The 16532-nt window shown below is 68.9% G+C and carries 14 protein-coding genes and 1 pseudogene; 4 read left to right on the plus strand and 11 right to left on the minus strand.

The window, feature by feature from the left end; all coding sequences use genetic code 11:
* Positions 1-96: 96 nt before the first annotated feature.
* From HDA40_RS10605 to HDA40_RS10615, 3 genes are all read right to left on the minus strand, one after another.
* Complete coding sequence (locus tag HDA40_RS10605; protein WP_253754485.1) at positions 97-825, minus strand: hypothetical protein; 729 nt, start codon at positions 823-825, stop codon at positions 97-99.
* Between the two features lie 147 nt (positions 826-972).
* Positions 973-1863 carry a hypothetical protein gene (locus HDA40_RS10610; RefSeq protein ID WP_253754487.1) on the minus strand — a complete coding sequence of 297 codons (891 nt, stop codon included), beginning with the start codon at positions 1861-1863 and terminating at the stop codon, positions 973-975.
* A 175-nt stretch (positions 1864-2038) separates the two neighbouring features.
* On the minus strand, positions 2039-2836 hold the full coding sequence (locus HDA40_RS10615) for a hypothetical protein (protein WP_253754490.1): 798 nt from the start codon (positions 2834-2836) through the stop codon (positions 2039-2041).
* A gap of 193 nt (positions 2837-3029) precedes the next feature.
* Here HDA40_RS10615 and HDA40_RS10620 point away from each other — a divergent pair, with 193 nt between their 5' ends.
* The 4 genes from HDA40_RS10620 to HDA40_RS10635 all read left to right on the plus strand — a co-directional run bounded on the left by HDA40_RS10620 (position 3030) and on the right by HDA40_RS10635 (position 5725).
* Complete coding sequence (locus tag HDA40_RS10620; RefSeq protein WP_253754492.1) at positions 3030-3557, plus strand: DinB family protein; 528 nt, start codon at positions 3030-3032, stop codon at positions 3555-3557.
* 86 nt (positions 3558-3643) lie between these two features.
* Positions 3644-4153, plus strand: a complete 510-nt coding sequence (locus HDA40_RS10625; protein ID WP_253754494.1) for a hypothetical protein — start codon at positions 3644-3646, stop codon at positions 4151-4153.
* Positions 4154-4158: 5 nt separating this feature from the next.
* Entirely contained in the window at positions 4159-4731 is a 573-nt protein-coding gene (locus HDA40_RS10630) for a hypothetical protein (protein ID WP_253754496.1), read from the plus strand.
* 244 nt (positions 4732-4975) lie between these two features.
* Positions 4976-5725, plus strand: coding sequence for a DinB family protein (locus tag HDA40_RS10635; protein WP_253754498.1), 750 nt, complete (start codon positions 4976-4978; stop codon positions 5723-5725).
* A 158-nt stretch (positions 5726-5883) separates the two neighbouring features.
* On the opposite strand, the gene HDA40_RS10640 is transcribed toward HDA40_RS10635, so the two are convergent.
* The 8 genes and pseudogenes from HDA40_RS10640 to HDA40_RS42525 form a co-directional block, all read right to left on the minus strand.
* Positions 5884-6939, minus strand: coding sequence for a M23 family metallopeptidase (locus tag HDA40_RS10640; protein ID WP_253754499.1), 1056 nt, complete (start codon positions 6937-6939; stop codon positions 5884-5886).
* 361 nt (positions 6940-7300) lie between these two features.
* On the minus strand, positions 7301-7900 hold the full coding sequence (locus tag HDA40_RS10645) for a hypothetical protein (protein WP_253754501.1): 600 nt from the start codon (positions 7898-7900) through the stop codon (positions 7301-7303).
* Complete coding sequence (locus HDA40_RS10650) at positions 7897-8934, minus strand: hypothetical protein (RefSeq protein WP_253763965.1); 1038 nt, start codon at positions 8932-8934, stop codon at positions 7897-7899. Before HDA40_RS10650 ends, HDA40_RS10645 begins: the two co-directional genes overlap by 4 nt.
* A 236-nt stretch (positions 8935-9170) precedes the next feature.
* Positions 9171-9884 (minus strand): hypothetical protein, encoded by a 714-nt coding sequence (locus tag HDA40_RS10655; protein ID WP_253754503.1) that lies wholly within the window; start codon positions 9882-9884, stop codon positions 9171-9173.
* Positions 9885-10178: 294 nt separating this feature from the next.
* Complete coding sequence (locus HDA40_RS10660) at positions 10179-10991, minus strand: replication-relaxation family protein (protein WP_253754505.1); 813 nt, start codon at positions 10989-10991, stop codon at positions 10179-10181.
* A 268-nt stretch (positions 10992-11259) separates the two neighbouring features.
* A complete protein-coding gene (locus HDA40_RS10665; protein WP_253754507.1) occupies positions 11260-13743 on the minus strand; it encodes a type IV secretion system DNA-binding domain-containing protein in 2484 nt (827 codons plus the stop codon).
* A gap of 112 nt (positions 13744-13855) precedes the next feature.
* Positions 13856-15532: a VirB4 family type IV secretion system protein gene (locus HDA40_RS42520; protein WP_372503159.1), complete on the minus strand. Its 1677-nt coding sequence runs from the start codon at positions 15530-15532 to the stop codon at positions 13856-13858.
* 723 nt (positions 15533-16255) lie between these two features.
* A pseudogene (locus HDA40_RS42525) lies at positions 16256-16531 on the minus strand (PrgI family protein); the annotation flags it as partial.
* Between the last annotated feature and the right edge of the window lies 1 nt (position 16532).

Here is a 16532-nt window from a genome sequence, read left to right on the forward strand (position 1 = left end):
TGATGGGGCGCCGACGTCTGCGGCGCGGCTAGGCATCGGACTGCGGACAGTGCCCGCCGCGCAGAGCGGCGCAGGCGATCACCGGCCACGGTGCTGTCACATGGGGCAGGTGCAGCCGATGCCGGGGTTGTGGTCGCCGACCGCGACCGCCACGAGCAGCACGTCACCGTCGAGCGTGTATAGGTACCCGCAGACCCGGTCGCGGTGGGCCATGACCTCGCGCAGCGTGACCGGCCGCTGGGGCCGGTCCAACGCTGTGGCGATGACCTGCCGGCCGGTGGTGATTAGCGCGTCGGGACACAGATGGGTGCCGACGATGTAGTCGACGTAGGTGGCGAGGCTTGCGGTGATGGCTTCCAGCCGCACTCCGCTGTAATGCAACGCCTGTTGCTGGTCCTGCTCGCGCATGGCGGCGATCAGGGGCTGTTCGGCCCACCGTCGGACGCCGCGGTGTTCGTCGATGCGGCTGAACTGCGGTGCGGTGAACGGCAGGAAGCAGCGGGCCGGCAGCGCGGGCGCTAGGTGGCCGTACTGCTGGTGCCACTGGGTGTAGTCGTTCGTGGCGGCCGTGGCCAGAGCGCGGATCATGGGGCCGGGCAGCCAGTAGCGCACGGGAAGCGCGCAGCAGGCTAGCGTCCGGTTGGGTAACGGGCGGGCGCCGTGGGTGACGGCGTGGTGCTCGGCGTTGGTGTACAGGTGCGGGATCGGGGTGAACCGGCTGCCTGTGATCAGCCCGTCGAGGTGAGCGGCGATCTGGTCGGCCAGTGGAAGGCTGCTGCCGGCGGGAATGCACAGCAGCAGTTCGGCGCGGTCTGGCAAGCGCATCACAGGCTCCTTTCTGATGTTGAGGGTCGACGGCACGAAACCCCTGCCGGGATGCCCGGCGCAGGAGTGTTCGCGACGGCGGTGGGTGTGCACAATTTCGGCGGGCACCTGGTGAGTGCCCGCCGGGTCGGTGACGCCTTGTGGGTGTCAGGGTTTGCGGCGCAGCCGATGGTTGGCGGCTACGCCTGCCAGTTCGAGTTCCTGCGCTTCGGTGCGCAGGTCGGGGGCTGACAGTTCGGCGTTGTCGCACATGAGGTTGCAGCGGGTGGCTGTGGCGATCATGGCGTCGACGGCGTCGGTGATGCTGGCGTGCCCACTGGTGGTCAGCAGCCCTTCGGAGCCGCCGGTGGGGTCACTGGTGTGGAAGTCACCGACCGCGACGAAGCCCGGTTCAGCGCCGGTCACGGTGATTCCGGTCAGGGTGGGCAGGCCTCGCGCGCTTATCGGGTGGGCGGCACACAGGTCCCGCAGATCCACCAGTTGCTGGGCTGCCACGCGCATCAGGTCGCGGATCGAGTCGGCGTTCTGCTCGGCGTGGCCAAGGTGATCGCCGCAGTACGGGCCGAGTTCAGCCAGGCAGTCGCCGACGGAGGTGACCAGGTCGGACAACCCTGGCAGCAGAATCCGCAGATCGGTTTCGGCGTCGAACAGCAAAGCGATCGGCACGTTACGTGCGGCGTCGACCGCCCTGATGACGGCGTGGTGGGCCACAGCAGGCTGGTCATCGGTCAGCCACGTCAGCGGGGCGCGGCAGGTGACGAACTTCTGAGCGAGCATCGCTTCGATCTGCGCGGTGCGGACCTGCCGGAACAGGGCGGTCCCGTGCTCGTTGGTTGCCACCGGGTCGGCGACGGTCAGCACGAATGCCGGGGTCACCAGGTAGGCGGTGTCGTTGTGGACGAGCAGCGGGGTGAGGGTCAGCTCGTCGACGACAGCGTCCAGGCAACCGTGGATGGTTTCCAGGGGATGGTGGGCCAGTTGCGGCACAGCGTCGGCGAAGCCGAGCGGGTCGAGGATCGTGAAGGGCGACGGTTGCACACGTGCCTCCTGACAGGTGGTCGGACGATCACGACCACACCGCCGAACCCACCACACATCAAGCCACATCGACCGAAGTTCGCTGGCGGCGAAGCCGCCTGAGCCGAACCGCCGGTGAAGCCGAGCTGATTCCGGCGAGCCCCGGACGAGCTCCGTGTACCCGCTGGTGTGCCGGTTAGGCCAGTCGCCTGGCCAGGCGCTGCATCTTCCGGTGACATCGCACCGTCTGCACGAGCGTGCTCGACGCGTCCGGCCAGACCAGCACCAAGTCGGTGCACAGTGCGGCAGCCGCGAACCTGACGTCTTCGGTGAGCCTGGGGGCAAGGATCGTGACGTCGGCTCGCGGATGGAGTTGGGCTGCGACGACCTCGGCGAGCGCGTCGTGGTGAATGAAGACGTGCGCCGCAGAGGCCCACACGCCGGTGGCCTGTGATGGGGTCATCACACGTAGCGCTGTCGCACCCGGCAGCTCGCCGAGCGTCTCGAGAACGCCTGCCGGGTCAGCGGTGATCAGGACAGAGTCGGCAAGACTGCCGCGGCCCGGCCGGCCCAGTGCCGTCCCGATGAGGCCACGCAATTCCGTGGCGACAGAAGCCCGCTCCCGCTCCGGGATCTGTACGGCTGATGCGCCAAGTGGGATCACGTGGCAGCTCATCGTCGCGTCGACGACCATCACCGTGTGGTAGTCCGGCAGCCAGACCCCGGCGGCGATCGTGTCGGGCTCCAGCCAGGTCCACCGGTAGGACAAGACCATCAGGCAGGTGGCCACACCGCGGTCCCATTCGCTGATGAACGGCGGCACACGCCAGCCGTTCGCGTCGTTACGTGCCCAGATCAGCGTCGGCTGCGGCCGAGCGGTGAGGCCGAGTTCCTCGAGTGCCGCCTGGATCAGGGCGGGATCAAGCATCACGTCTTCAGGCATGTCCATTGTCCTTTCACGAGCAGGTGGGGGTTGGAAGGTGGTGAGCGGCAACCGGTGCCAGGGCAGGGTGCACCCGCACGGGTGCGATGGCAGGCTGGTGAGCGATGTGCCGTGCCCGGGTGGTGGCGCCTCGGAATCCTCCAGGGGGCATCGTCGGCCGCCCAGGGCCGCTGCGGATGACGAGGCGGCATACGCGGGCGCGGGATCAGCACATTGAGACGGTGTCAGGGCGAGGATGGGGGTCATGACCGTCGACAGCCGCAGTCCGCACAACGATCCCCGCATGCCACGGCCGACGCGAGCCGACGAACGCACGACCATGACCGCGTTCCTGCGCTGGCATCGGCTGACGTTCGAGGTCAAATGTGCAGGCCTGTCAGCGGCCGAGTTAGCACGGCGCAGCGCCGGCCGGTCGACGCTGTCGCTGCTGGGCCTGATCCGTCATCACGCCGAAGGCGAACGTTTCTGGTTCCGGCAGGTCATGGCCGCAGAGAATCCTCCACCGTTGTTCGCGGGGGATGGTGATGTGGCGTTCGCTGTCACCGGCGATCCTCACCTGGTGGCGCAGGCGTGGCAGATGTGGCGCGAGGAGGTCGCGTTCGCCGAGCGGTTCGTCGCCACCGCATCCGACCTGGACGTCGTCGGTGACGAACCCGGCGCTGGACCGGTGAGCTTGCGCTGGGTGCTGTTGCACATGATCGAGGAATACGCACGCCACAACGGCCACGCCGATCTGCTGCGTGAGCATATCGACGGCCGGACAGGACTCTGACCGGCGCCCGGCTACGCGACGCAGCCGGTGTGGTTGCTGCGGCGGGTCATTGTGACCTCGGCTGCCGTCGTGGCATCGTTCGTCGCGTGACCGCCGAGCAGCACCTCGCCGACTCCCTCGCCGGGCTGGCCAAAGCCATGCGGACCTGGCCGGCGACACCTGCTACCGCAGGTTGGAAGTACCGGTCGTTTCCCGAACTCGTGCTGGCCGAAGGGCGGCTGTTCACCCCGTCGCCCACGCAGGCGGTCCCTGTCGAGTGGCGCGCCGCCCCGTCGACGTGCTACGTGTCGGCCACCCTGTGGGCAACCCAGTCCGAGATTGCCTACGTGGAAGGCTGGGCGTCAACGGATCTGCTGTACTTCGGCACCGAGCACGCCTGGTGCGCGAAGCCAGGCGAGTCTGCCGCACTCGATCCCACGTGGGACGAGCCTGGCCAGGCCTACCTCGGTGTCGCGTTCCACCCGACCTGGCGGCGCCGATATGCCGTGCCGAGCCTGTTCACCGTCGAACATGAAGTCGGCCGCAACCTGCTGCAGCACGGGCTGCCCGATGAGGCACGCATAGACGTCGGCCAGCCGTTACCGGACCACGGTTGACGGCCATGGACCTCACTGTCGAACCTGGCGCCGACCGCACAACTCATCTGATCGCCGAACGAGCCGCCTCGCGGGTGGTGCGTCACCTTCGGCATGCCGGCGATACCGCCGCGGCCGCCGGACGGCTGCGCGTGCGTCTTGAAGACGGCCCCGAGCACGAGCGTATCCTTGCCGCCCAGGCACCCGTCGATCTGGTCGTGCTCGACGGGCACGGATATCCCGATGACCGCCGGGTCGGCCGGATGAGACTGTCCTCGCTACGCTCCCACACCGGGGGCATCGAAGCCCCTGCTGTCATGCTGGGCTACTGCTGGGGCGCCGAACCTCCGCTGATCGACGCCCTGGCCGAGTGCCTGTGCGGCCCGACCGCGGTCCTGGCGTGCGCCGGCTCCGCACCGTATGAGCGCGGCGAAATCCTGCTGACCGAACTTCTCCTGCGCCTGGCCCGCTGTGACGGGCCGATCGTGGCCGACAGCATGTACACGATCATGAGCGCGACGGTCGACGCGGCACGGGCACAGCACGCGCGTCGGCATTGGCAGCGTTGGCGTGCGCTGCTCCTCCCAAGACATTTGTAGGTTCACGTCAGAAATATCGGAGGCGGTGCTGTTGACCTGGCGTTAGCTCAGGCTTTCTCGTCGATTCGTCGGCGGACTCTTCTCACCGATCTGTCGTTTTCTTGAGGATCTTGTTTTGGTGGGGCGAGTCCAGGGTCCGATTTGGCGAGGCGGGAGAAGTCGCATTTAGTGGCAAGCTGGCCGCGTGCGTTGCCTGGATCTTTGATTTGGCGGTCTTGTCGTAGCGGGCTCCTACGATGTACCGGTGACGCGATTCGTGCAGCAGCCTGACTACGAGGGTGCGGAGTTCATCGACCTGTCGATGGCCAGCGCGACCTTCCGCGAGGTGGATCTCAGCGGCGCCCGGATGCATGGCGTCCTGCTGCTCAACGCCGACATCGACGGGGCGATCGACGGGCTGCGCATTAATGGCGTGGAGATCATGCCGTTGATCGAAGCCGAGCTGGATCGCCTGCACCCCGAACGGCTGCGACTGCGACCGACCACACCCGAGACAATGCGCGACGCGGTGGATGTCATCGAGGAGCTGTGGCACGCGACGGTCCGACGCGCAAGCGCGCTGCCGGAGGAAGCCGTCTACAGATCAGTGAACGACGAATGGTCACTGGCCCAAACCCTGCGCCACACGATCTTCGTCGTGGACGCATGGTACGGCCACGCGGCGGCCCTTCGCCCGAACCCGTTCCATCCGATCGGCGTACCCGCATCGTTCACCACCAACGGCGCCGAGTTCGGCATCGACGAGTCAGCCGCGCCCACCCTCGGCGAAATCCTCGCCGTGCGCGCCGAGCGGATCGCCGATCTGCGCTCGTATCTGGCGGAGGTCACGCAGGAGGAGCTGGACCGGGTGCGGGGGCCGAATACCGCGATCGGCTGCCCGTCGCCCGCCGAACGTACGGCGGCCAAGTGCCTGCAAGTCATCTTCAGCGACGAGTGGGCGCACGTGCAGTTCGCCAACCGTGACCTGGCCACCTTGGAACAGGAGTATGCGTGATGCTCCGCGGGGTCCGAACCCACCCGACGGCCATGCGGGCATGCGAGACAGCGCCGTCTGCGATGAGACACGGCGACGAACGTCTCACCGATTTGTCGGAAGCGACAAGTACGCCGACAGATCGATGAGAAACCGAAAGATCTACTGAGAACCTACAATCATTCTGACGTGCCCAGTGGGACGCCGCGCGCTGCCATGAAGGGCACCGGATCCACGCCGCCGGCAAACGATCGGTCGCCACCTAGATGGGTTTCGAAATGCAGGTGCGGACCGGAGGAATGCCCAGATGTTCCGACCAGGCCGATGACCTGCCCGGCCTGTACCCGGTCACCGACGGCCGCGAAAGGCCGTTGGACCATGTGGCAGTAGCGGGTGATGATGCGGTCAGCATGCAGGATGTCGACGAACCAGCCGCAGCCGGGTGTGCTCGGTGACCCGTCGTGGTCGCAGTTGCCGACGTCGCATTTGCTGACGATGACCGTGCCGGCGGCTGCGGCGTGGATCTGGGTGTTGCGGGCGGCGCCGAGGTCGACACCGTTGTGGGTTGGGCGGCTGCTGGTGCGGAACCCGGACACGATCGGCGCATGGACCGGTTGGGTCCATCCCCCGGCACTGATCGGGTCGCAACCGTCGAGCGCGATGCCAAGTTGCGCTGACGCCACTGCCACCAGTGTCTGGGCTGCCGTCGTGTGTTTGGCGTAGGCGTCGGGGTAGGCCGAGCGTTGCACCGCCTGCGCTGCCTCGGTCAAAGCCATGGTGCGCCAGTTCGGGAGTTTCAGCAGCTTGGTGTAGAACAGTTTGGTTGCGATCGCCGGGTTCATCAGGTCGGCGGGTGTACCCCAGCCGGCCGATGGGCGTTGCTGGAACAGGCCGAGGCTGTCGTGGTCGGTGCCGATGCCGTCGTGCGGGATCGCCAGCGATGCGGGTACCGCCGGGTTGGCGAGGTTACGCAGCCCCGATTCCTGCAGCGCGACTGCGACTGCGATCGTCGCCCCGTACGAGCCGGCACCGGCCTCGTGTCCGGCCCGCACGATGACGCCCGCATACTCCAGCTGCGCTGGGGTGACCGAGGTGCCCGAGCCGGCGGTGGTGGCAGGCTGGGCACAGCCGCTCGCGGCCGACCCGAACCCGCCGAGTACGGTCACCGCGCCGAGCAGTACCACTGTGAGGACGCCGGCGACCAGGCTGGCGAGGAGCTTTCCGATTCCGAACATTGAGGTCCCCTCTCCGAGGCGGGCTGACGTTGCCGGTCCGCGGTGGACGTTGCGGGCTGGCGGTGGCGCTCTATCGGGCGCCTGGGATGGACGGCGGGACCGGCACACGTTCCAGCGGTCCGTCGAGCGTCCGATATAGATCTCTGCCGGGTGAGCAGGGATGTGGGCACGCCGGTGGCGGCGTACGCTCGATGGAGCGGCCCGGATCGGCGTTCCCCCGTGATGCCGAACCGGGCCTTCACCATGTCGACCGGCGGAGGTCGGTAGCCGTCACCGCAGGAACATCGCGGCGGGCAGATCACCCGAGGACGCCGTGGCCTATGTGTTGTTCAGGCCTGGCGTCGGCCGAGCCTGTCCCGCGCTATCGACAGTCGTCGAGGGTGAGGATGTGTGCGTCTTCCTCTTCTGGATGAAAGACGTCGCCGACACGCGACCAGTGCCGGTTGCAGGCGCCGCATCGCCACGCTTGACCGACACCCGGAGGTCCATATATCCCGTCGAATCGCAGCCTGGCGGACGCCAGACAGTCGTGATCGTTCTCGCCGGCCGGCCTGCGCCCCGGCGGCGGGGTCTGCGCCGGACTGGGTTGCTGGTAGCGCAGCAGGCCGGTCGAGGCCAGGGCGTCGCAGGTGGCGGCGAGCCGGGTGGCGGTAGTGGTGATGTAGCGGTCGTCGGCGCCAGGGCTGCTGATCAGACCTGCGTCGTAGAGCAGATCGGGGTGGCTGGGGGCGTTGTCGCGCAGGTCGTTGAGGGCGAGTGCGACGGCGTGCCGTGTTCCGGCGGTGATCCATGCTGCGACGTCGGCTGGGGCGACGGTGATGGCGTGGGCGAGCCGGTCGGTGTAGGTGGTGTAGCCGAGCCGTTCGGCGTGGCGGGCGACCAGGAACAGCATCGCGGCGGTTTGCTCGTCCCGGACCGGCGGTTGTAGGACGGGCCAGGCGGCGCTGGCCGGCGCGCTCATCGCAGGTCCAGGTAGTAGTCCAGCAGCGCGACGAGAGCCTGCTCGCGGCTGTCGTGGATGTTCAGGTTCGTCCGTTGGCCGCGGCGGTTGTCGGCCGGGTTCTGGTATGCGGCCGTCTCGACCCGGGTGCCCGCGACCCTCACATGGCCGAGGATCGTGCCGGTCCTTGTGTGCTGGCGCAGCCGGTTCGCCGTCACCGGCGGGCAGACGATCAGGTCGGTGGGGTCGCTGGCTTCGGGCACCGATACCGCCAGCAGGCTCGTCTGGCCGAGGAACGGGTGCTCGATCGTGATGGTGTGCCGGTGTACGGGCCGCGACCGGAAGCGGGCCTCGACCGCGGTGACGATAGCCGTTGACCCGGCGTTGTGTAGCGCGGCCCGCGCCGCCTGGTGGTAGGCGATGCGTTCGGCGTAGGTGTGCCAGACCCGTGGCAGGATCGGCAGTCCGAGCGGTTCGTCGGCGCCGGTCGGTGCGAGCAGTTGCCCGTCGACGGTGACCAGGGCGTCGCCGAACAGGGCGCTGTCGATCGTGTACGGCACGTAGACGGCTACGCCGGCTTGCAGAGCGGTCAGGCCGGGTCCGTAGTCGGCGCGCGGGAACTGGGCGTCGCCGTTGTGTTCGGCGACCCGCATGGCTCGGATCCTCGGCTGGGCGTGGAACCGGTCGATGCGCTCGGCGGCGTCGCCGCCATGGTTGGGGTCGACGTAGGCGCGCAGCGGTGCGGCTTCCTCGGTGCCGTAGATGGCGGTGAGCCATGCGTCGTATTGGGAGATGGCCGCGTCGGCGGCGGCTCCGCCGGCGGTCGTGGTGCCGAGCAGCCCGAGGGGTCCGGCGGTGTCGGCTTTGCCGGCGAACGGGTCGAACTCGGCGGCGTTGCCGGTGAACAGCCATTGATGGGCAAGGCACGCCCGCACGGTGTAGGGGGCGAGGGCGGCGATCAGCTGATGCCGCAACTGCGATCGGGAGTGGTCGGCGGCGGGCAGGCAGACGAGCACCTTGACCGACACCGAGTCGATGCCGAACAGAGAGAACATGTGGATGTGCTCCTTTTCGGAGGGTGGGCATGCGAAAATGGCCGCCCGGCAGGTGTCGGGCGGCCGCATCGGCTAGCAAATGGGGGAAGAGGAAAAGGTCCGTGTCACGCACGGACGGTCAGTGGTGGTGCCGCCGGCGGCGGCTACCTCACATCGAAGGGGCTACACGTATGGGTGCGCCGCCGGGCACCATGCTCCCGGCGGCGCGCACCCCAACAGGGATTGATGTTGGGGGTTTAGTGAAGACGCAGGGCGATCAGCCGCTGCCGGGTCGGCAGGGTGGACAGGATCTGCCACGCGTTCTTCAAATAGTCCAGGCGGGCGGTGACGCTGGTGTCCGCAGGCCGAACGACCTTGGCCCGGTCGGTGACCAGAGCGTCCCCGCACACCTCACGCAGAGCGCAGAACCGGCCATACGCCTCGGGTCCGGCCTGATACAGGCCGATCTCGAGGGGATCGAGGTCGATGGGCCCGCCGCACGCGTTATGCACCAGCATCGCGACGATGCGTGGCTGGCCGCGGAAGTCCTCCCACGCCTGTTTGCGGGAGTACTTCTCCGGCTTGGCCTCATGCGCGGCGAGGAAGCTAGCCCACTCCCGGGCAACCCGGGTGCCGTCCACTGCCTGCTGCCACGTCTGATGCCGCAGCATCGCCTGATACCAGGCGTCGTGCTTGGTCAGCGTCAGGTCGAGACGACCCAGACTGCCACCGGCAGCGGCCACGATCTGGCCATGCTGCTTGCGTACGCCGGTCAGCCCCCGACTGGTCCAGCTACGGATCCAGCTGATAAGGCCCTTGCGGGTGACAGCGAACCGTGTCACCGGCGTCGGCGTCGTGTGCCCGATCAAGCCTTCAACGGCGACCGGCAGCCAGCAGCCGCCGTCTGCGGGCAGGCACACGACCAGCGTGCGAGTGATGGTGGACCCGTCGGGGGTCGTCTCCTGGAACATAGCGCTGCTCCTGTCTCGCCCTTGCGGGCGTTGTCGGGGTGGGATCCCGGCCGCAGGGACGAGCGGAGGTGTCACGGGCGAAGGTCACCGAGTCGACCAACCCCGGAAGGGGCGGGTGGGCCTGGTGGGCGCCGCGTGTCTCCGAACATCCGGGGACGGGGTGGTGCCAGCTGTTCGTCGATACGAACGGCATGGACCGTAGCCACCACCGCTGACAGGCCCGAAGAGGCGAAACCGGTCTGACCTGCACTGTCAGCCACAGCGCGTGTAACAGCCGGCTGCTGTCAGCCGCTGTCAGCGAACATCGGGCGACGGCAGCGCAGGCAGATCGGACAGCCGCATCCGCACCCCCTGCCTGCCGATCTGGAGCAGCCCGGCTTCGGCGGGCTCGTCGGGGTGCAGGCCGGTCACCACGAGCAGGTCACCGATGTGCGGGGCCAGGGTCTGGTGCACGGCGTGTTCGTGGCTGGCAGTGGACACCCAGATCAGGATCGGCAGACAGGTGCCGGATTCTGTCGCCGACCGGTAGTCGTCCAAGCGGGCGATCAGCGCCGTAGGGTGCTGGCTGCCGGTCTCGAACTCGAGGAAGAACCCGACCCGCCGCCCACCTGCCGACCATTGGCCGTAGGCGTCGGGATGCACATCCGGATACCCGGCAGCGGTCTGCTGCTCCGACCACCATTCGGCCAGTTCGCAGCCGGCGTGGTGGCGGGCGTAGGCGTGCAGGCGGATGAAGAACTCGTTCACCCCGATCTGATGGCCCAGCCGGGGGCTGGCGGCGATCGCGGCGTTGCGTTGGGCCAGCACAGCCGATCGCGGCGACGCGAGTCCGAGGACCGCGTGGGTGTAGCGGGCACCGTTGAGCCCGAGGGTCCAGCCGACCCGGGCGGCCGGACCGCCGAGGTAGCGGGCGACCCGGGCCACGAACCCCAGGTCCCGCAGGGTCGACAGGCGCAGCTGCGCCGCGCGTTGGGAGCCGAACAGCGCGCGCAGTATCTGGTTTCCGGTCAGCAGCTGGTGATGGTGTAGCCACATCAGTAGCTGCTCATCGCGGGGGGTGAGCCGGTGGATGACGTTGACAAGGTCACGTACGGGTACAGCGGACATAGAGGTGTCTCCTATTGATGACGAGGTTCGCGGCCGAGGCCGCACAGGCGGCAGACCGACAGGGGGTGAGGTTGAGGAGGGTGAGGTGACGACGGGGCGTCGGCCCCATGAGAGGAATCCCGTAGGGAGTTCCAGTCGGCGGCAGTTCGGTTCGGGCAGGTCACAGCGGCTGTCAGCTTTCGCTGTGGGTTTCGCGTAGCTGACGGCACTTGTCGAAACCCGGTGCGCAGGAGTGTGCGAAACCCTTGCCGCATCAGGGTTGTGACGGCTATGACTGTGGCGGCGTTGGCGTGGTGGGCTGCTGGCGGGCGTCGCGGGCGGCCCGTTTGGCCTGGTCGGCTTTCATGGCCCGTTTGGCGCTCTTACGCAGCGCCGAGTCCGGCTGCGGCGGGTGGGCGGCTGCGACGTGTTGCCGGATCGCGAGGGTCTCCCCCACCACAGGTGGCATCGGCAGGGTGGTCATGGTGAACGCCCGGGTTTCCTGCCCGCTGATCAGCAGCCTTGCGGCGACGTGCCGGACGTCGAGGTGCGACAGGTCGTGCGCGTCCAGTTCAGGTTCGGTGTGCTCGGCCAGAACCTTCGCATCCCGTGGGGACACGGTGAAGAACAGTTTCGAACGGGCGTTCGCGGCGATCGCTGACAGCACGTCGGGTGGCAACTGGTCCAGGTGTTGATGGGCGAGGACCATCGACAGACGGTAGCCGCGGGCTTCGGCCAGCATGTCAGCGACCGAGTTGTTCAGGTTGAGGAAGTTTTGGGCCTCGTCGAGGTAGAGGGTCGCGTCGCGGCGGGTGTGTTCGGGATGGGCGGCGCGGGCAGTAGCGGCCTGCCACACCCGGCCCACCAGGAGGCTGCCCAGCACGCGGGTGGTGTCTTCGCCGAGTTGGCCCTTGGGTAGCCGGCATAGCAGCAGCCCGCCGTCGAGGATCTGGCCCATGTCGAAGGTGGATTTCGGGCTGCCAATGGTTTGCATCACGAACGGGCGCAACAGGAACTGGCGCAACCTTGACAAGACCGGGCCGATGACCTGCGCGCGGGCGGCGGGGTTCATGCCGTCGTACCAGGCCCAGAAGCCGTGCAGCCCGGCCGGGTCGTCGAGGTCGGCGGTGAACCGGGCCCGGAACGCGTCGCTGTTGAGCAGCGGCGGGACTTCCGACAGGGTGGCGTTGGCGTGCCCGCGCAGGGTCAAAAGCGACACCCGCAAGGTGTCGTCGATCCGTGGTCCCCAGAACTTGGAGAAGATCCGGGCGAACACGCTGGTGATGTTGTCGACGGCCAAATGTTCGTCGTCGCCCTCCAGGGGGTTCCAGGCGACGTGGCCGGGCTGATCGGGGTCGATGATGACCACCCGGTCCGCAGCCGAAGCGGGCAGCCGGTCGAGGATGTCGAGGATCAGGTCCCCGCGTGGGTCGATGACGACCGCGCCGCGGCGGGCTTTGACGTCGGCCAGGACCATGTTCGCCAGCAGTGTCGACTTGCCTGCGCCGGTCTTGCCGGCGATGTGCAGGTGCTGGCGGGCGTCGTCGACGGGCAGGGCGACCTTGTGGCCGCCGACCTGAGCCAGACCCAGCACGCGGGTGCCACGTCCGCCGGTCGGTACCGCGACCGGCACGGGGACGGCTTTGGCGCGGGCCCGGTCCAACCCTGGCACGGCCAGATCGTCGGGCAACTTCGCCAGGGCAGCCAGTTCCGGCAGGGAGGCCATGAACCCGCGGCGCAGCCGACGGGCGGAAAGGACCAGCGCCGGGTGGTGCAGGCGGCGCCGGCGCAGACTGTTGCGGCCAGTGTGCGCGGCGAACGCCGCCGCGATCTGATGCCCCCTACCTCGCAGCCGCGGTGTCACCTGCGCTGTGTCGGCGGATTCGTGGGCGGTGACGGTCACCGCGTAGCGGATCGCGACCTCGAACAGCGGGTCGGTGGCGGCCTTGTCGGTGACCGCGCGGATGTCGCGTTCGGTCAGCGGATCCCGCACTGGCGGCCGCCGCAGCCCCGCTGTGCTGGTGCGGGCGGGGGTGAATAGTTCGAGCAGCAGGGTGATGGGTAGCAGCGTCAGGGTGACGGCCAGCCGCAGCGCCCGATCGGCGGCAGAACCGGTGCCCGCGCCGCGCATGGCGCGGGGAACCTGGCGCAGGCGGCGGGCACGGCGGGCGGTGGCCGGGCGCGCGAGGATCTGCACGACGGTGCTTTCATCGCCGCGGGTCTGCGCCCCGGCCGACAGCAGCGGCCGTAGCGGATCGGTGTCGTAATCGAGGCGCATCGGCAACGCGTCCGGATAGCGGGGCGTCAGCTGCCCTCCGGCCACCTGAGCCTCGGCGGGAATCGGATCCGCGGCGTTCTGACGGGTGGTGACGGTGGCGCTGGGCCACGCGGCACGCACGGCGGCTTCGGCCGCGCCGGGCGGCACCGTGCCCGGCACCCACAGGGCGATGGTCAACTGCCGCCCCAGCCACGTGTATTCGAGGCCGATGTGGGCGGTGCCCCACAGGCGGCGGCGCCAGGTCGCAGGGATCAACAGTCCGGTCAGCGCCCGCCACAGATCAGCGGCACCGGCCGGGTCAACCTGTGGTGGTGGCGCGATGACGATCGTGCGCGCGCCGGTGGCATGGTGCTGGTGCCGCCATCGAGCGATCAGATTCGGGATCGTGATCCAGCCCGCGACCGCCATCACGACGGCGACGGCGATGAGAAATCTGTAGTAGATGACCTGTGCCCAGATCGTGGTCAGCTGATTGGAGAGGGGGTTGGCAGACATGGCATGAAGCCCTCCTGCGAAACACGCGCCGCAGGCCACCATCGACGGATGATGGCCTGCGGCGCGTATAACTGAAGGCACGTGCCGCGAGGGTTCGCGGCCGGACGAGTGGTCAGCGGGATAGGGCGCTCAGACCGGTGCGTGCAACGGAGTCCTCGGTGGTCGAGGCGACGACCTGGAACAAGGTCCGGCTGACGCCGCAGACCAGAAGCGCGGTTCCCCGGTCTGCCGTGAGTAGGGCGCGTGCTTCGCCGGCTGTCAGCGCGAACCGGTCAGCGACGATGTCGATGGCTTGGGCCGATTGCTGCAGCAGGATCTGGGTGGCGCTGTTGTTCACCACCGCCATGCCGAGCTCGGATGCGAGGAGGTCGGCGGTGTCCTGCGTGACCACGGTCAGGCCCGCGCCGCGTTTGCGGGCGGTCTTGGCCATCTTGAGCAGGAACTTGGCACCCTCGCCGTCGCGCATGAGCACCCATGCCTCGTCGACGATCACCAGCCGCCGGTGCAACATGCCGTCGCCGCTGGCAGTGTCGATGAGGGTGTCGATAGCGTCGAGGGCGAGGAGCATGCCGACCGGGCGGACCTCGTCGGCTAGATGGCGCAACGACCACACGGTCAACTGCCCGTCAGGGCGGGTGGTGGTGGGTCCGGCGAACAGGGCACTGTGGCTGCCGTGTGTCCAGGGGTGGAGCCGGTCAGCCAGACGCTTGCCGGTGTCGCTGCTGGCGCGCAGCACGTCGGCCAGGTCGGCCAGTAGAGGTGCCGACCGGTCCCAGGTGGCCGGGTCGGCGGTGATCCCCGCCTTGCGATAGCAGGCGATCGCCGCTTTGTCGACGACGGTGTGCTCGTCAGCGGTCAGCCCGGTGCCGGTGCGGCCGGCCAGCATCACGTCGAGAAGCGTGTGCAGGAATTCGATCCGCCGGTCGAGTTCGTCGGGGCGGCGGATCTTGGCTGGCAGGTCGAGGGGGTTGAACCGGACCTCGGGTGCGCCGAGGGCGATGGTGGTGCCGCCGACCTGGGCGGCGAGAGCGGCGTATTCGTCGTCGGGGTCGACGACCGATACGCCGATGTCCTGGGGCAGGGCGCGCAGGATCTCCAGTTTGGTCAGGTAGGACTTGCCGGCTCCGGATCGGGCGAGGACGACTTGGTTGTGGTTGGCGGCCGACCATCGGTCCCACCAGGTGATCCCGGTGCCGCCGGCGGTGAGCCCGTACAGCTGCCCGCCGATGGTGGGTGGGTCCCCGGGTAGCGGTGCGGGCAGGTCCGAGGCGGCGAGCGGGAATGCCGCAGCGAGGCTGTCAGTGTCAAAGACCCGCCGCATCCCGATCGGGTCCACACCGAGGGGCAGGGTGGCGGTCCAGCCCTGCAGCTGCCGCCAGGTCACCGGCCGCAGGTCAAGGAGCATGCTCGACGCGGTGGACAGCAGTTGGGTGGTGGCCTCGGCGAGCTGTGTTTCGGTGTGGGCGTGGACGGTGAGGTAGATGCCGGTCCGGGTCAGGCGGCTGGCGCCGCGGGCGACCCGGTCGGCCAGCCCGGCCGCATCGGCGGCGACCGCATCGACCTGCGGGTCGCCGAGTTTGCCGCTGTCGGCGTCCAGGCGGCGCGACGACTCGAGACGGGCGCGTTGCCGGCGCAGGAAGTCCGCGGCGACCGGTGCCGGGATCGGTTCGATGTGCACCGCGACGTCCAGCCACTGCGGCAGGGTGAACAGCGCCGCCAGCCACCCGGGGCCGACCTCGGGCGGATAGCCGGTGATCGCGAACGTCGCCGCATGGTCGTCGCCGATCATCACCGCCGACGGGCTGACTTTGACCGCCGACGGGCCGCACGCGATGGTCACCTCAGCGCCGTCCACCGCGGTGTCCGAGGTGTTCCGGCCGGGCCGGATGGTGCTGCCGATCGGCTGGCCGGCGACCGCCCGATGCGGGCCGGCCGGGGGCTGGTAGGGGTTACACGCGGCTGCCAGAACGCTGGTGACGGTGGGTCCGTCCAGGATGCGGGTCGTCGCGCCGAGCCCGCGCAGGCTCGCTGCGGTGCCCGACAGCGCCCGGGACACGGCGGCTGGGTCGCGGCCGGTGTGCACGATCAGGATCTGCCGGCGCAGCGGGTCGGCCTGCTCGGCGACGTCGTACAAGAACGCGGCATGATCGAGGGCCGTGTCCCGTAGCGGCCCGTCGGGCATCGCCGAGGCCCGGTCGACGATCGCGTCGGCTGCTGGGGACAGGTCCCAGCGGCGGGTGGAGACCACGATCTGCGTCGGGGTGGTCAGGGTGTTGAGCCAGCGGCCGAACCCGGCCAGCAGCGCCGCTTGTTCGGCGGGCACCCGCAGGTCCAGGTTGATCGTGGAGACGGCGACGACGCCGGCGACCTGGTTGCCGTGGCGGATCAACCCCGCGGGGTCGATCGCGTCGGCGGGCAGCCGTAGTGGTCCGAGCTTCGCAACCGTCGCGTCGGTGCGCACGGGCACGCGCTGGCCGCCCGCGCCTGGGGCCAGGAGTTTGCGTGCGCGCACGAATCTGGCAGCGTGGCCGAGCCAGCGGTCCAGGCCGAGTCCGTCCCGGCGGCCGACCGCGACCGCGAACAGCACCGCAGCGTACGGGATCGCTAAAGCCAGCCACACCGGCGGTGGCAGCGTGCCGCCCACCGTCCGGTAGGCGATCCAGGCGACACCGCCGCCGGTGGCGAGGATGGCAACCTGCCGGAAGGTCAAACCCCAGGCGACCTTGTCCGGGGTGTCCAGGTCGGCGGGCATCGGTGTGGACAGGTCCACAGGTTCATCGCTACGCATC

This window comes from Hamadaea flava (assembly GCF_024172085.1).
GTDB classification, from domain to species: Bacteria; Actinomycetota; Actinomycetes; order Mycobacteriales; family Micromonosporaceae; genus Hamadaea; species Hamadaea flava.

What these genes read in the sequence shown, in the direction of transcription:
- HDA40_RS10605 (WP_253754485.1), bottom strand. Translation starts at nt 825, where the DNA reads ATGCGCTTGCCAGACCGCGCCGAACTGCTGCTGTGCATTCCCGCCGGC.
- HDA40_RS10620 (WP_253754492.1), top strand. Translation starts at nt 3,030, where the DNA reads ATGACCGTCGACAGCCGCAGTCCGCACAACGATCCCCGCATGCCACGG.
- HDA40_RS10630 (WP_253754496.1), top strand. Translation starts at nt 4,159, where the DNA reads ATGGACCTCACTGTCGAACCTGGCGCCGACCGCACAACTCATCTGATC.
- HDA40_RS10640 (WP_253754499.1), bottom strand. Translation starts at nt 6,939, where the DNA reads ATGTTCGGAATCGGAAAGCTCCTCGCCAGCCTGGTCGCCGGCGTCCTC.
- HDA40_RS10645 (WP_253754501.1), bottom strand. Translation starts at nt 7,900, where the DNA reads ATGAGCGCGCCGGCCAGCGCCGCCTGGCCCGTCCTACAACCGCCGGTC.
- HDA40_RS10650 (WP_253763965.1), bottom strand. Translation starts at nt 8,934, where the DNA reads ATGTTCTCTCTGTTCGGCATCGACTCGGTGTCGGTCAAGGTGCTCGTC.
- HDA40_RS10655 (WP_253754503.1), bottom strand. Translation starts at nt 9,884, where the DNA reads ATGTTCCAGGAGACGACCCCCGACGGGTCCACCATCACTCGCACGCTG.
- HDA40_RS10660 (WP_253754505.1), bottom strand. Translation starts at nt 10,991, where the DNA reads ATGTCCGCTGTACCCGTACGTGACCTTGTCAACGTCATCCACCGGCTC.
- HDA40_RS10665 (WP_253754507.1), bottom strand. Translation starts at nt 13,743, where the DNA reads ATGTCTGCCAACCCCCTCTCCAATCAGCTGACCACGATCTGGGCACAG.
- HDA40_RS42520 (WP_372503159.1), bottom strand. Translation starts at nt 15,532, where the DNA reads ATGATCGGCGACGACCATGCGGCGACGTTCGCGATCACCGGCTATCCG.